Origin of the sequence: Halalkalibacter sp. AB-rgal2, assembly GCF_041821005.1 — a bacterium.
GTDB lineage: Bacteria > Bacillota > Bacilli > Bacillales > Bacillaceae_D > Halalkalibacter.
Genome location: NZ_JBGUAV010000028.1, coordinates 25,105 through 40,339 on the forward strand (window position 1 = coordinate 25,105; position 15,235 = coordinate 40,339).

At 40.6% G+C, this 15,235-nt stretch carries 9 protein-coding genes; all 9 read left to right on the forward strand.

What is annotated here, in order from left to right:
* The first annotated feature begins 73 nt into the window (after nt 1-73).
* The 9 genes from ACERJO_RS17540 (at nt 74) to ACERJO_RS17580 (ending at nt 15,222) form a co-directional block, all read left to right on the forward strand.
* On the forward strand, nt 74-1,384 hold the full coding sequence (locus ACERJO_RS17540) for a carbohydrate ABC transporter permease (RefSeq protein ID WP_373648326.1): 1,311 nt from the start codon (nt 74-76) through the stop codon (nt 1,382-1,384).
* Nucleotides 1,384-2,226, forward strand: a complete 843-nt coding sequence (locus tag ACERJO_RS17545) for a sugar ABC transporter permease (protein ID WP_373648328.1) — start codon at nt 1,384-1,386, stop codon at nt 2,224-2,226. The genes ACERJO_RS17540 and ACERJO_RS17545 overlap by 1 nt, the downstream gene beginning before the upstream one ends.
* An 843-nt stretch (nt 2,227-3,069) precedes the next feature.
* On the forward strand, nt 3,070-4,110 hold the full coding sequence (locus ACERJO_RS17550; RefSeq protein ID WP_373648329.1) for a LacI family DNA-binding transcriptional regulator: 1,041 nt from the start codon (nt 3,070-3,072) through the stop codon (nt 4,108-4,110).
* Nucleotides 4,111-4,423: 313 nt separating this feature from the next.
* Nucleotides 4,424-7,981 carry an alpha-amylase family glycosyl hydrolase gene (locus ACERJO_RS17555; RefSeq protein WP_373648330.1) on the forward strand — a complete coding sequence of 1,186 codons (3,558 nt, stop codon included), beginning with the start codon at nt 4,424-4,426 and terminating at the stop codon, nt 7,979-7,981.
* A gap of 213 nt (nt 7,982-8,194) precedes the next feature.
* Nucleotides 8,195-9,856, forward strand: a complete 1,662-nt coding sequence (locus ACERJO_RS17560; RefSeq protein ID WP_373648332.1) for a glycoside hydrolase family 13 protein — start codon at nt 8,195-8,197, stop codon at nt 9,854-9,856.
* 100 nt (nt 9,857-9,956) lie between these two features.
* On the forward strand, nt 9,957-11,687 hold the full coding sequence (locus tag ACERJO_RS17565) for a methyl-accepting chemotaxis protein (protein ID WP_373648334.1): 1,731 nt from the start codon (nt 9,957-9,959) through the stop codon (nt 11,685-11,687).
* 372 nt (nt 11,688-12,059) lie between these two features.
* A complete protein-coding gene (locus ACERJO_RS17570) occupies nt 12,060-13,004 on the forward strand; it encodes a carbohydrate ABC transporter permease (RefSeq protein WP_247103110.1) in 945 nt (314 codons plus the stop codon).
* Nucleotides 13,004-13,828, forward strand: coding sequence for a carbohydrate ABC transporter permease (locus tag ACERJO_RS17575; RefSeq protein ID WP_373648336.1), 825 nt, complete (start codon nt 13,004-13,006; stop codon nt 13,826-13,828). The genes ACERJO_RS17570 and ACERJO_RS17575 overlap by 1 nt, the downstream gene beginning before the upstream one ends.
* Before the next feature lie 77 nt (nt 13,829-13,905).
* Nucleotides 13,906-15,222: an ABC transporter substrate-binding protein gene (locus tag ACERJO_RS17580; RefSeq protein ID WP_373648337.1), complete on the forward strand. Its 1,317-nt coding sequence runs from the start codon at nt 13,906-13,908 to the stop codon at nt 15,220-15,222.
* The last annotated feature ends 13 nt before the right edge of the window (nt 15,223-15,235 follow it).

The window sequence follows — 15,235 nt, forward strand, 5'->3', positions numbered from 1 at the left end:
TTCGGTTTGTTTTAAAGGGTTGATTTTGACCTTTTAAAACAAACCTTCAATTTTTAAGCAGGGGGAAGCTGAAATGGCTAATAAGCAAGATCAAACAACGACTGTTGAAAAAGAACAGCGACATCATAATTCGAAAGTAGCAACGCTCCTTTCGATTATTCCAGGTATCGGACAAATGTATAATCGAAGGTTTGTTAAAGGTTCTATCTTATTTATTCTCTTTGCTGCTTTTTTCATTGTATTTATGCGGTTTTTAGAAATGGGGTATTGGGGACTGCTTACTCTTGGGACTCACCCTGGACTTGATGATTCTCGTGTTCTACTGTCTCAAGGGATATTAGCTTTGATCTTAACAGGGTTTGCTGCGACGTTTTATGTGGCGAATTTAATGGACGCGTATAAGGACGCGAAGAGAATACAGGAAGGTTGGACTGTTACGACATTGAGAGAAGGATTTCGTAACGCATGGGATAAGGGATTCCCGTACTTAATTGTCGGACCGGGACTCTTACTGCTCATTTTTGTTGTTGTGTTTCCGTTGTTGTTTATGTTTTTCTTAGCATTTACAAACTATAACTTATATAATGCTCCACCACGAAATGTTCTTGATTGGGTCGGGTTTGAGAACTTTATTGCGCTCATTCAGGTGCCGATTTGGCGTGATACGTTTTTCTCTGTTTTAGCTTGGACGTTAATTTGGACGTTTTTCGCAACAACCTTGCAAATTGCGCTTGCTTTATTTTTAGCGTTAATTGTGAACGATCCACGTGTGAAGTTTAAACGTCTGATTCGTACCGTATTTATCTTGCCTTGGGCGGTTCCGGCCTTTGTAACGATCTTAATTTTTGCGGCGCTTTTTAATGATAACTTTGGAGCGATCAATCGAGATATTTTAATTCCGTTATTCGGCTCTGGTTTGCCATGGATGTCTGATCCCTTTTGGGCGAAAACAGCGCTTATTATGATCCAGACGTGGCTCGGTTTCCCATTTGTATTTGCCTTATTTACAGGAGTGTTGCAAAGTATATCTTCAGATTGGTATGAGGCGGCTGATATGGACGGAGCTTCTCGTTGGCAGAAATTCTTAAATATTACGTTCCCACACATGATGTTTGCAACAGCACCTCTATTAATCATGCAGTATGCGGGGAATTTTAATAACTTTAATATTATTTACTTATTCAATCAAGGAGGGCCGCCGGTGCGAGGGCAAAATGCTGGTGGAACCGACATCTTAATTTCATGGGTGTATGGCTTAACGTTTGAAACACAGAATTATAATATGGCAGCAGCGATTTCAATTATTATTGGGTTAATGGTTGCTACATTTGCTTTCTTCCAGTTCCGTCGTACGCGTTCCTTTAAAGAAGAGGGGGAAATCTAATGTCAAGCAAATTGAAAAATAGATTAGAGCTTACAGGAATTTACTTGATCATTATCGCGATGTTTGTCGTCATTGGCTATCCGTTGCTATGGACAATAGGTCTTTCATTAAATCCAGGTACAAGTTTATATGGCGCTAGTATGATTCCGGAAAATTGGTCACTTGATCATTATAAGTGGTTGTTCTTTGATCCACGAAGTAATTATTTGACATGGTACAAAAATACGCTAATTGTCGCAACAGCGACTTCGTTGTTATCGGTCGTGTTCGTTTCGTTAACGGCTTACGCGTTTTCACGCTATCGTTTTGTCGGAAGGAAAAACGGCTTATATGCCTTTTTACTTTTGCAAATGTTCCCGGTTTTAATGGCGATGGTTGCGTTGTATATTCTCCTTAATACGGTGAATCTATTAGATACCTTAACAGGTTTGATCATCATTTATGCCGGTGGGGCAATTCCGATGAATGCCTTTCTCGTAAAAGGCTACTTTGATACGATTCCTCGTGAACTAGATGAATCAGCTAAAATTGATGGTGCTGGACATTTTCGGATTTTATTTACGATTATGCTACCATTAGCAAAGCCTATTCTAGCTGTTGTTGCTTTATTTAATTTTATGGCACCTTTTATGGATTTCATCTTACCGCGAATTATTTTGCGCAGTCCGGAGAATTTCACGTTAGCGCTAGGTTTGTTCAATTTTGTGAATGACCAATTTGCGAACAACTTTACGCGTTTTGCAGCAGGGGCGATCTTGATCGCGATTCCAATTGCAGCCGTATTCTTATTCTTGCAACGTTATCTCATTTCAGGACTAACAGCTGGAGCGACTAAAGGATAGAGAGGACAAACCAACTTTTTTAGTCTTCGAATAGTAAGGGGGTGGAGGCTGGGACACAAAAGTATTTAGAATTAGAATCCGTATATCAAGAGAACATAGTATTCTCATTAATTCAAACACGTTTGTCCCAGTCTTTTAGCCTTTGTCATAACTCATGGTGGAGTCGCCTTCGTGCGATACACGTTATTCGCTAAGAACAGTTCTAACCTTTGTTCGAAGAAAAGACGCTAGCGCGTTTTTCTTATGCCAAACAGAACGTCATTCCGTTAAATGGACGAAATAAGCCTATTTGCGTTTGAAGTGGAACGTCATTCCGCTAATACGTCAAAAAAAGCGTGAAGAGAGGCGTAAATGGTCAAATAGCGGAATGAGGTTCCGAACAGATCGTAAAAAAGCCAATAATGGGGGGATAGCGGAATGAGGTTCCATCAAAGAGAATGAAAGTGAATTCTCATAGAGGAGTGTGCTACCCTCCAGGGTCATGCAATTTAATGAAGAAAAGACCGATACCGCGGAAGCGACGGACTGTAAAAAGTAAGAAAATGTGAGAAGGACCGAAGCAGCTAGCGGGATCATTCAAAGAAGAGCGTTGGCTTCGCATGTTACACGTTATACTGAAAGAACCCCACTTTCAGTATAACTGAAACCATTGTAACGCCCCCGCACAACGCTAGTAAGAAAAGCCGTTATCGCTATTTATTTATTGTAGGAATTTATAAGCTGATATCGTTAGGATACGTCAAAAGCAATACAAAGAACCGCAAAGCGATTTGTTCTTGTGTTTATAAGGGGACATCGTTAAAATAAATGACAAATGGTTGAATGTGAAGGAGGTTGATACCGATGGCGGTAACCATAAAGGAAGTCGCTAAACGGGCTAATGTTGCACCGTCCACGGTATCTCGAGTTATCGCAAATAGCTCAAGAATTAGTGAGAAGACGAAGGAACGTGTCCGTGAAGCAATGAAGGAGTTAGGCTACCACCCTAACTACAATGCAAGGAGCTTAGCGAACAAAAGCACGAAAACAATAGGGATTGTCATGCCGAATTCAGCTAAAGTTTCATTTCAGAATCCCTTTTTCCCTGAAGTTATTCGTGGCATCAGTATGAAAGCGTATCAATCGGGATACGGTTTATATTTATCTACGGGTCACACGGAGGAAGAAATTTTAGAAGAAGTGAAGCAGATGGTATTCGGAGGTCGTGTTGATGGGATTGTCCTCCTATACTCTCGTGTAAATGATAAAGTGATGCCCTTTTTGATTGAGCAAAAGTTTCCATTTGTCTTAATTGGTCGTCCGTATCAAGTGGATGAAAGTCTTGTGACGTATGTAAACAATGACAATTTCAAAGCGGCCAAGCTTGTGACGGAATATTTACTTCTTTTAGGTCATGAAAAAATTGGCTTCATCGGCGGTAACTTAGATTTTGTCGTGACGATCGATCATATGAATGGCTATGAACAAGCATTGAAGAATGCGAATATTTCAATCAATGAGAGCTACAAGGTGTATCATAATGAATTGAAGGAAGGTGGGCAGGATGCAGTCATTGAGTTAATGTCGAATGATCAACCGCCAACCGCTTTAATTGTAGCCGATGATATTATGACATTTGGAGTTATTCGGATGCTAGAGGATATGAATATGAAAGTTCCTCATGATATGTCGATTGTTAGCTTTAATAATGTGATGATTTCTGAGCTATCTTCACCTCCTATGACAACGGTTGATATTCATATTTATGATCTTGGCTTTAAGGCGACTGAATTGCTGATGCATCAGTTGGAAGATCCAACAGTTGGTGTTGAGCATGTTATTATTCCTCATAAATTAGTGAAACGACAAACGTGTAGGCTAGATCATGGTGCTTCAAGAGTATAGTTGAGCATTCCTCTCGTATGAAAGCTTATGTGGATTGTTTCTATCGATAAGAGGGGTATTGAAAAAGTTGATTTTCCTTTAGCTTTTTCAATACTCTTAATGCTGTATGGTAATGGAAGATTACGATGAAAGTAACATAAAATAGTAAAAGTAGTTGAAATTTGGCTAGTTTCGTAGTATGTTTTAAACGAAGGAAAGCGTTTGCATTAAAAAATAATTAATGAATAAAAGCCATACGCAACAGCTATTATTTTTTTATCAAGTTGCGCAAACGTTTTCACACTAATGGCGAAAGAAAGGATGATTTGAAGTGATGAGAAGCAAACAGTTGCAAAAAGCAATGTCCGTCATGTTAGCCGCTTTACTAGTCGTAAGTCTATTCATCGGCTACATACCGCAAATGGTCGCTCATAGTGTTCAGGTAAGTCCGGTAGTTTATGAGGATCGATCGGTAGAGTTTAGCTTGGACGCCGGGGAGGCGGAACGTGTTCAGGTCGCTGGTAGTTTCACAGAATGGCAGGACCATGCGATTGAGATGGAGCGATATGATGGGCAGAAGTGGCATACGAGAACGGAACCACTCATACCAGATATTTATGAATATAAGTTTATTATTGATGATGAGTGGGTTGTAGACCCATTGAACGAAAAAGAGCGCAATGGAAATAGTGTTCTAATCGTGCCAGGTTTAAACCTCCAAGCAAATGCGTCTTTCATGTCTGTAGGCAGTGACTATGAATTAAGTGCTACTTATATTTCTCCAAATGGAGAGATGAATAAAGTAGACGAAGTGACATGGTCATTAGTTGAATCGAATGAAGGAGTAGAGCTTCGTGGTGCAAACTTACACATTGAAGAAGATGCAAAAGTCGGTTCAACGGTCATCGTTGCTGCAGAATATGACGATCAAGTAGCGACGAAAGAAATTGAGTTAACGGATTTAATGTATACGTATACGATTCATTATCATAGAGTGAACAATGATTTAACAGGTTGGGAGGATATGTGGATTTACAACAGTGGTTTCGATCCAGCGGCATATCCATTTCACTCGACTTATGGTGATGAATATCAGTTTGCTACAGCTACACATATGTTTCCAGAAGAAGAAATTGAGATCATTCCACGAAAAGGAAATTGGGAGGCGCAGGATCTTAATAGAGTGATCTCCATTCCAAATGGTGAACTAGAAGTGGAGGCTTGGCTCATAGAAGGTGATCCGTCCGTTTATACAAGTGAAGAAGAGGCGATCGCTTCTTTAACAGAAACAGTCCCAGTAGAACGATATATTCGATTCTTGTACGATCGCCCAGAGCGTGATTATGATGGTTGGAACCTATGGGTATGGGGGACGGGCAAGCAGGATGATCAGATTGATTTTACCGGTTGGTTAGGAGAGTTAGCTGTTGCTACGATTGAGGTAAGTGCTGCTGCCCAACATGTTGGCTTTGTTTTGAGAGATTCAGACGATTGGGATACAGCAGAAAAAGATGGTGATGTTGACCGCTTTATTCAAGTGAATCGTCATGATCCCGTTACAAAGGTAGTTGTGAAAAGTGGTGAAGTCGAATTCCATACTGTACCAGAAGTTACAGGGCCTGTCGTAGCAAATGGAGATGTCACCTTCTACTATCGAGATCCTGAGTTATATGTAGCAGATCAGATGGACACGATTGACCATGTTGAGCTTGCGATTTTCGATGAGCGATATCCGATGGTCTCTGAAGAGAAGAATGAACGGTTTGTCTTTATGTATGATCAAATTGAACACGGGACACATGAGTATACGTTCTTCGTTACGATAGATGGTCAAGAGTATGAGGTGACCGATCCATATCATACTGTAGATGGGAAGTCGGTCGTGTCTTATATGATTTCAGATGTGAAACTGTCTGGGGCTGCCTATCCGCAAGCTGTTGATTACAACGAAAATGCTGTACTAACAATTGATATCGAAAAGGATGAGGAGCTGTCGCTTCGTGGGCTCTATGTTGATTTACGTGAGGTTGGTGGCCCAGAGAGAATGGAGGTTGATCTAGAGTTAGAGGAAGTGACGATTGCTATCGATGATTCAACAACAGCAGGAATGAAAGCGTTACCTATTATTGCGGTAGATCAATTTGGTCATACTCATTATGGAGAAATAGAGCTAGAAGTAAAGACTAGACAGTATGTAGGTGAAGCGGATTTTGACTGGGATGAAGCGAGAATTTACTTCTTGTTAACGGATCGCTTCTTTGATGGTGATCCAACAAACAATGATCCGTACGGTATAGGTTACAATACTGAAAAACGTGGATCCTATCAAGGTGGGGACTTCCAAGGGATTACAGCTAAGCTCGATTATTTGGATGAGCTCGGTATTAATACGATTTGGATCAATCCAATAGTTGAGAATATTCGCTATGATGTTCGTCATGACCATCCAGATACACCTTATTATGGTTATCATGGCTATTGGGCGAGTAACTTTGAACAATTAAATCCTCATTTTGGAACGATGGAGGACTTCCATGAATTAATTGATGAAGCAGACGAGCGTGGGATGAAAATTATGATCGATGTCGTTCTTAATCATACGGGCTATGGCCTTAAATCCGAAGATGCTCAGCTAGATGGAACGATCCCACATTTCCCAACGAATGCAGAACGTGATCGTTTTGCTGGCATGCTACGAGATGGTGGGACAGACACGATCCAAGGGGAACTAGCAGGTTTGCCAGACTTTTTAACAGAGGTTCTCGAAGTTCGTGAACAGATTATCCAATGGCAAGTAGATTGGATTGAGAAATCACGTACGGAAAAAGGTAACACGATTGATTATTTCCGAGTGGATACAGTAAAACATGTTGAAGATACGACGTGGATGGCATTTAAAAATGAATTAACGAAAGTGATGCCTGAATTCAAAATGATTGGCGAGTCATGGGGGGCAGGCCCGCATGATGACCATGGTTATTTGCAGTCAGGAATGATGGATTCCTTGCTTGATTTTGATTTCAAATATCAAGCGCATGATTTCGTCGAAGGGCATATCGAACGAGTTCAAACACAATTGGAACAGCGTAATGCTCAGCTGTCAAATCAAGCAACATTGGGGCAGTTTCTAGGTAGTCATGATGAGGAAGGTTTCTTATATTCAGTCGGAGGAGATGAAGGCAAGCTGAAGCTAGCTGCTGCATTGCAAATAACAGCTAAAGGTCAGCCTGTTATTTATTATGGTGAGGAGCTTGGACTGTCTGGAGCGGACAATTACCCTTATTATGATAACCGTTATGAAATGGACTGGGATGTAGTGGAGGGAAATGATATTCTTGCACATTACCAAACACTGATGAACATTCGTGCGGATTATTCACAGATTTTTTCAAAAGGAGATCGTTCTAAGCTGGCTGGTCATGATGATGACGGCTACCTTATATTTGAACGGTCGTATGAGGGAAAATCGGTTGTCGTTGGGTTGAATACAAATGAGGAGATTAAATCAGCGACGATTCCTGTCCCATTCACAGGTGAGGCTGTCGATCTATACTCAGGTACAATAGTTCCCGTAAAGAGCGGTCAAGTAACCATTGACCTTCCAAGTATGGCTGATGGCGGGACGGTTATATTAGCTGAGATGTCAGAGAGGTCGACTGATGAACAAACGCCAACTCAACCTAAAGAGAAACAAAAGGATAAGCCTATACCGGAAACGAGCAAAAATGGTCAAACCGAAGAAGGCTCAGGTGTGGGAGTCAAAGAAGAAGATTCAACAGGTGAAGGATTGCCTAATACAGCAACGGAGATTTATCGCTGGTTATTAGTCGGTATGATTCTTTTCGCTGTTGGACTCATTATGATTGAAGTGAGGAGGCGACAGGTTGGTTAAATGAAAGAAACGAAAGAGGATTTTGCAGAATCAACATGTATAAGTGCATCCTGTTGTACGTTCTGTAGCCAGTAGCATCCCCCTTAATGATCGCATATCTTAGTCGGTAGGTCATTATAATATCAATTACCGAAAAGGTTAATGCAAATTAGTGCAATCGATTGCATAAAGCGATAAAATATGCTATTTTATAAAGTAAGAGGGGGATGCTTTATGAATAAAACATGGTGGAAAGAAGCAGTTGCGTATCAAATTTACCCTAGGAGCTTTAAGGATTCCAATGGTGATGGAATTGGTGATTTACAAGGGGTAATAGAGAAATTAGATTATTTAAAAGAACTAGGGATCGATGTCATTTGGATTTGTCCAATGTATCGTTCTCCTAATGATGATAACGGTTACGATATTAGTGATTATCAAGATATTATGGAAGATTTCGGGACGATGGCTGATTTTGATCAGCTTTTGGAAGCGGTGCATGCACGAGGGATGAAGCTCATATTAGATTTAGTGATAAATCACACGTCAGATGAACATCAGTGGTTTGTTGAATCACGCTCATCAAAGAATAATCCTTATCGCGACTATTATATTTGGCACCCTGGTAAGGATGGGGGAGTGCCGAATAATTGGGAGTCGATCTTCGGGGGCTCAGCATGGGAATATGATGCGGAAACAAAAGAGTATTTTATGCACGTATTCTCACGTAAGCAACCAGATTTAAATTGGGAAAACAAAGAAGTGCGACATGCCTTATATGAAATGGTTAATTGGTGGCTTGATAAAGGTATTGATGGTTTCCGAGTTGATGCCATTTCTCATATTAAAAAGGTGGCTGGTTATCCCGATTTACCAAACCCTGAGCAGAAGAAGTATGTTCCATCGTTTGAAGGACATATGAACCGTGAAGGCATTCAAGAATTTCTTGAGGAACTGAAACGAGAAACATTTGCTAAGTACGACATTATGACAGTCGGAGAAGCAAATGGTGTAAGTATCGATGAAGCTGAGCAATGGGTTGGAGAAGAAGACGGCTGTTTTAATATGATCTTTCAGTTTGAACATTTAAGTCTATGGGGGAAGAGTGCAACTGGTGGGCTTGATTTACCTTCATTAAAGGAAACATTGACAAGATGGCAAGAAGGCTTAGATGGCATTGGCTGGAATGCTTTATTTCTTGAAAATCATGATCAGCCTCGTTCTGTTTCGACGTGGGGCAATGATGGGAAATACCGGATTCAATCAGCGAAAGCATTAGCGGCACTTTATTTCTTTATGAAGGGAACTCCTTTTATTTATCAAGGTCAGGAAATTGGCATGACGAACGTCCAATTTGAATCGATTGATGATTACAATGATGTCGCCATTAAGAATTTATATCGAAATGAACGTGAGGAAGGAAAGACTCACGAAGAGATTATGAAGGTCATTTGGAAAAATGGTCGTGATAATTCGCGAACACCGATGCAATGGAATGACGAAGAGAACGGTGGATTCACAACAGGAACTCCATGGCTGAAGGTGAACCCGAATTACAAAGAAGTTAACGTTGAGAAGGAAATCTCTGCTCCAAATTCGATCTACCAGTTTTATAAGAAGATGATCGAGCTACGCAAGCAATCAGAAGCGTTGACGTATGGGACATATACGTTAATTGAGAAAGATCATTCAGCTGTCTATGCGTACACTCGGACAACGGAGGAGGAAGAGATTCTTGTCATCTGTCATTTATTTGCGACGGAGACGGAATTTGAGTTACCCCAATCGTGGAAAGAAAGAGAACGCGAATTGCTGCTTCATAATTATGATATTGCAGAAATCGGTTCGAGCATGAAGCTACGTCCTTATGAAACGAGAGTCTATCGTTTGAAATAAAATAAGGTGTAACCTCCCATTGTATGGGAGGTTGGCTGATTATGAAGGTCGCTGAAAATGGTTTGCATTTTCGGTGGTCCTCTCATATACGGGGGACAAAATGAAAAAAATAGTAAACTATTACGCAAGTATAAAAAAGAAGCTACTTGGAACGATGATGCGGAAAATGACAGCGTTAATTGCTATCCTATTTATCGTCGCTACGCTATCCTGCTTATTTTTAATCACAACGAATTCGTCCATTGATCAATCAATCGAACATGCAGATTATTACCTTGAAGTAGAACAAGAATATCGTATTATGATGCGTGATTTAAATCGAGTTATGTCGATTCAATACGATATGATGGCGACAGGGTACTCACGACAGAAAAGTACAACGGTCGATCGTATGTTTGAAACTGTATCCGACTGGGAACGAGCAAGGCGATTTTTAATAGATGAAGGTCTACATACATATGTACAACAGCTAGAAGACACTCGTGATGAATTAGCTATGCTACAGGAAGAATACTTTCAATCGTATCAATCGAATTGGGAGCAAATCGTGCGTAGTGAGGTTGAACCGATTATAACACCGATTGAATCTCACCTTACTCGAATTGATGACAATGTTAGTCAATACATTCGTGAAGTGAACGAGCAAAATCATTTGCAAGTCTCTGAAACGATTGAAATCGGTACAACTCGAATGATTTTCTTAATCGTTCTATTATTTATTGTGCCAGCTTTGTCGCTATTTTTGTTTGCACGTGATTTGAAACAAGGGGTCTCGCAGTTAAAAAGACGAATGTCTCTTTATGAACAAGGTGATTTCTCTAGTTCAACTGTTACGAAGCGTGTTGATGAACTAGGAGAGCTGGAGCAGGCGCTTGAGAAAATGAGAGAGCGAATTGCCGATAATTTAAAAGAAAGTCAGTTGATAAGTCAAGGGGTCGTGCATACATCAAAGGATATAGAAGGTGAACGAGAGCAGCTAGCTGATCAACATCGAGAAATGGATGAAGTCGTTGCGAGGCAGAAATCGCTTATTGATATTCAACAGCAAAAAGCGATGGCTATTTCGGCTGTAACGGAGGAATCGGCAGCTAATGTGGCGAGTATTCACCAAGCATTGGAACGATTAACGAACGGAATGAGTTCGATGACTTCATCGGCAGCTACAGGTGCACAATCTATTTCGGAGACTGATGATCAAATGAACACAGTTGCTGATATGCTCCACTTTTTTGCGCAGCAGCTACACGATGTGAATGAACGTACGAACGACATTCAAGAAGGAATGCAGCATATTTTTTCGATTTCGAATCAAACCAATTTATTGGCGATCAATGCTTCGATTGAAGCAGCGCGTGCAGGAGAACATGGAAAGGGGTTTAAAGTCGTTGCGGAAGAGGTACAGAAGCTTTCGCAGCAAACCAATTCTTTTTCAGAAAATATTAACAACCAATTATTAAAAATTGATCATAGCGTAAGCGATTCAATTGACCGATTTCAACAGCTTGAACAGTCGATTAAGCAGACAAAACAACGAGCTAAAGACACATCCACACAATTTCATCACGTCTCAAACCAGAGTCAGCAAATGCAGCAGCAAGTACTCGAAGTGACGCAAACGATGGAGGAAATTTCTAAGGGGACGAACGAAATCGTTCATGAAATCAATGAATTAGCAGAGCAAGCGTCGATTAATGAAGAAAGTATTGCAGCCATTTCAGAAGTGGCTGTTACTCAAGGTCAAACGACACATACGTTAAAAAACTCTGTCGACCAGCTTGTTGAATTAGCGCAAAAGCTGCAAAAGCAGGAAGAAAGATTCCAGAAACGTTGATATTTCGAGAGGACGCTTGAAAAAGGTGAGTAATGAGACTTTTTTCAGCGTCTTTATTGTTGGAGATTGTACGTCTTTTGCCTATGTTTGTCATGTGAGCGCCTTCAATCATTTATAGAGCGTTTCTACTCGTTTTAAACTCATTCCCGAAGAATAAGAGGGTGCTTCGCATATAAATAAAGCGTTTTACCGAAAGGAAGCCGCTCCGCATTCATACAATCACTACATAAATCCCTTGTCCTGTCTCGTGTTCACTGTCCAATGTCAATATAGTGCACTTTTTTCGTCAATAGAGTGAGTGTTCAGAGAACGGAGCTGCCATCTATAATAATAACTATGAAAGCGATTACAAAAATGAAGGCGGTGATTCATATGAGCACAGTTGCGAAAACAAATCAGACAGATACAAATGTTCAAGCTGAACGCCGGCGTGCAAAAGCGAAATTAAAGTGGAAAAAAATATTGGCGTACTTAGCATTTGTCGGTCCAGCCCTTCTCTTTTTCGTCGTGATTCAAATTATCCCATTTTTTATGGGCGTTTATTATTCCTTTACATCTTGGAATGGCATAAGCTCTGCGAGTGAATGGGTCGGGTTTGATAACTATATACGAATCTTTACAAATGATGAGCGTTTCTTTGATTCCTTCTTATTTACGACGAAATTTATGTTTGCGGCAGTGGTCATCAGTAATATCATCGGGTTTTCGTTAGCCCTATTATTAAATTCAGCAATTAAGTCAAGAAATATTTTACGAACGGCCTTTTTCTTACCGAATGTAATTGGTGGTCTTTTACTAGGTTTTATCTGGCAGTTCATCTTCGTTAGAGGCTTTGCAGCTGTTGGAGAAATGACGGGAATTCCGGTGTTTCAGCTGGCTTGGCTTGGGGATTCGACGACAGCATTTTGGGGGATTGTGATCGTCTTTGCTTGGCAAATTAGTGGCTATATGATGGTCATTTACATTGCTGCATTGCAAGGAGTCGACACATCCTTATTAGAAGCAGCAAAAATTGATGGGGCCAATGCACTAACAGTGTTACGACGTATTATTATTCCACTTATTTTACCGGCGTTTACAATTTGCTTCTTCTTGACGATTTCGATGGCGTTTAAAATCTTTGACTTAAATCTATCCTTAACTGGTGGTGGGCCGTTTAACTCGACCCAATCTGTTGCGATTAATATTTATCAAGAAGCATTTACGAACAACAACTACGGAGTTGGTTCAGCGAAGGCGAACATTTTCTTCATAGTTGTGATGATCTTTACGGTCGTTCAAGTATCGTTGACAAAAAAGAAGGAGGTTGAAGCGTAATGAACAAATATACGAAACGCACATTTACACTTGAGATATTTGCGATTTTGCTCGCCATCTTCTTTCTCATTCCGTTTTACTTTGTGATTGTCAACTCGTTAAAAAGCTTTTCAGAGATTTTAATTGATGCGGCAGCGTTACCGACGGAAATCATGTTTTCTAACTATGCGGAAGTATGGCGTATACTCGATTTCCCGAAAGCGTTCTGGAACTCTTTTCTCATTACGGTATTTAGTAATATCGGCATTGTTATTATAAGCTCGATGGCCGCGTGGAAGCTTGTGCGAACTCCTTCGAAGCTAAGTAAATTTCTTTTTTTATTCTTTGTTGCTGCGATGGTCATTCCGTTCCAAACGGTGATGATTCCACTCGTGAAAATTGGTGGAATGTTAGGGCTCATTAATAGTATTCCTGGCATCATCATTATGTATTTTGGCTTTGGTGTTCCGCTTTCGTTGTTCCTTTATCATGGATTCGTGAAAACGGTACCAATTGAAGTCGAGGAATCAGCGCAGATTGATGGATGTTCACAATTCGGATTGTTTTGGCGTATCGTCTTTCCACTGTTGAAGCCAATTACGATCACAGTGATTATTTTAAACACATTATGGATTTGGAATGATTACTTACTTCCATTACTTGTCTTGCAGGATGCATCCTTACGAACAATCCCACTTGCAACAAGCTCATTCTTTGCACAATATACGAAGCAATGGGATATGGGGCTTGCCGCACTTGTTCTTGGAATTACGCCTATTATTATTTTCTTCTTATTTTTACAAAAGCATATTATTAAAGGCATTGCCTCAGGTTCGATCAAATAACGTTATCCACTTTGCAGACTAGTGCTGCAATTAAAAGATATACTAAAAAAAAGGGGAATAAAAGGAGGAGCAAGTTCATGAAAAAAGCATGGATTCTTTGTTTATCATTACTACTATTTATTGGGATTTTAGCAGCTTGTGGATCAGACGATTCGGGTAATGAGCCAGCAGAAAGCGATGAGTTGAGTGAAGAAACGAATGACGATGCAGCAGTAGGTGGCGATGATCCTGAGGAAGTCACATTGAACTTCTTCCAATTCAAAGTCGAAATTGCCGATGAACTACAAGCGATGCTAGATGAATTTGAAGCAGAGCATCCCCATATTACAGTCAATCTTGAAACAGTAGGTGGGGGTGCCGACTATGGTGCGGCATTACGAGCGAAATTTGCTTCAGGGGAAACACCAGACATTTTCAACAATGGTGGCTTTAATGAATTAGAGCTTTGGAAAGAGCATTTAGCTGATTTATCTGATGAGCCTTGGGTCGAGAATCTACTTGACATTGGTCGTGTACCGATGACAGATGAAGACGGTACATTATACGGTATGCCGGTTAACCTAGAAGGCTATGGTTTCATTTATAATATTGATTTATTTGAAGAGGCTGGTATTACGGATCCACCAACGACGTGGTCTGAGCTAGAGGAAGCGGTTCAAGCGTTAGAGGCAGCAGGAATTACAACCTTCTCAGCTGGCTACGGGGAATGGTGGGTGATCGGTCAGCACTTGTTAAACATCCCGTTTGCACAACAGGATGATCCTGTGGCATTCATTGAGAAGTTAAATGCCGGAGAAGGTTCGTTCACTGGAAATACGCAATTTGAACAATTTCAACAAGTGATTGATTTAGAAATCGAATATGGCAACCCGAATCCGCTAACGACAGATTATAATACACAAGTGACGTTATTCGCATCTGGTGAAACAGCCATGCTCCAACAAGGAAACTGGACAGAGAATATGATCTATGAAATTAACCCGGATATGAACATGGCTTTCTTACCGATCCCATTAAATGATGATGCTAATGCAGGGCGCATTCCGGTTGGAGTACCGAACAACTGGGCTGTTAACAAAAATTCGGAGCACTTAGAAGAAGCAAAATATTTGCTTGATTGGATGGTTTCTTCTGAAACAGGTCAGCGTTATATGACAGAGGAATTTGCGTTCATTCCAGCGTTTGATAACATAGAACCAGCAGGACTTGGGGCATTAGGTGAATCAATTCTCGAATACTCAGTAGCAGAGCAAACGATTCCGTGGACATGGTTTAGATGGCCAGATGGTGCCAACCAAGATTTTGCAGCAGCCATTCAAGAGTACGTAGCTGGGCAAATTAGCTATGAAGAAATGCTTGAAAAAATGGAGCAAACGTGGGAAAGTTTAAAGTAAACAAATAGAGTGA

Coding starts and splice junctions, on each gene's coding strand:
- ACERJO_RS17540 (WP_373648326.1), top strand. CDS start 74: ATGGCTAATAAGCAAGATCAAACAACGACTGTTGAAAAAGAACAGCGA.
- ACERJO_RS17545 (WP_373648328.1), top strand. CDS start 1,384: ATGTCAAGCAAATTGAAAAATAGATTAGAGCTTACAGGAATTTACTTG.
- ACERJO_RS17550 (WP_373648329.1), top strand. CDS start 3,070: ATGGCGGTAACCATAAAGGAAGTCGCTAAACGGGCTAATGTTGCACCG.
- ACERJO_RS17555 (WP_373648330.1), top strand. CDS start 4,424: ATGAGAAGCAAACAGTTGCAAAAAGCAATGTCCGTCATGTTAGCCGCT.
- ACERJO_RS17560 (WP_373648332.1), top strand. CDS start 8,195: ATGAATAAAACATGGTGGAAAGAAGCAGTTGCGTATCAAATTTACCCT.
- ACERJO_RS17565 (WP_373648334.1), top strand. CDS start 9,957: ATGAAAAAAATAGTAAACTATTACGCAAGTATAAAAAAGAAGCTACTT.
- ACERJO_RS17570 (WP_247103110.1), top strand. CDS start 12,060: ATGAGCACAGTTGCGAAAACAAATCAGACAGATACAAATGTTCAAGCT.
- ACERJO_RS17575 (WP_373648336.1), top strand. CDS start 13,004: ATGAACAAATATACGAAACGCACATTTACACTTGAGATATTTGCGATT.
- ACERJO_RS17580 (WP_373648337.1), top strand. CDS start 13,906: ATGAAAAAAGCATGGATTCTTTGTTTATCATTACTACTATTTATTGGG.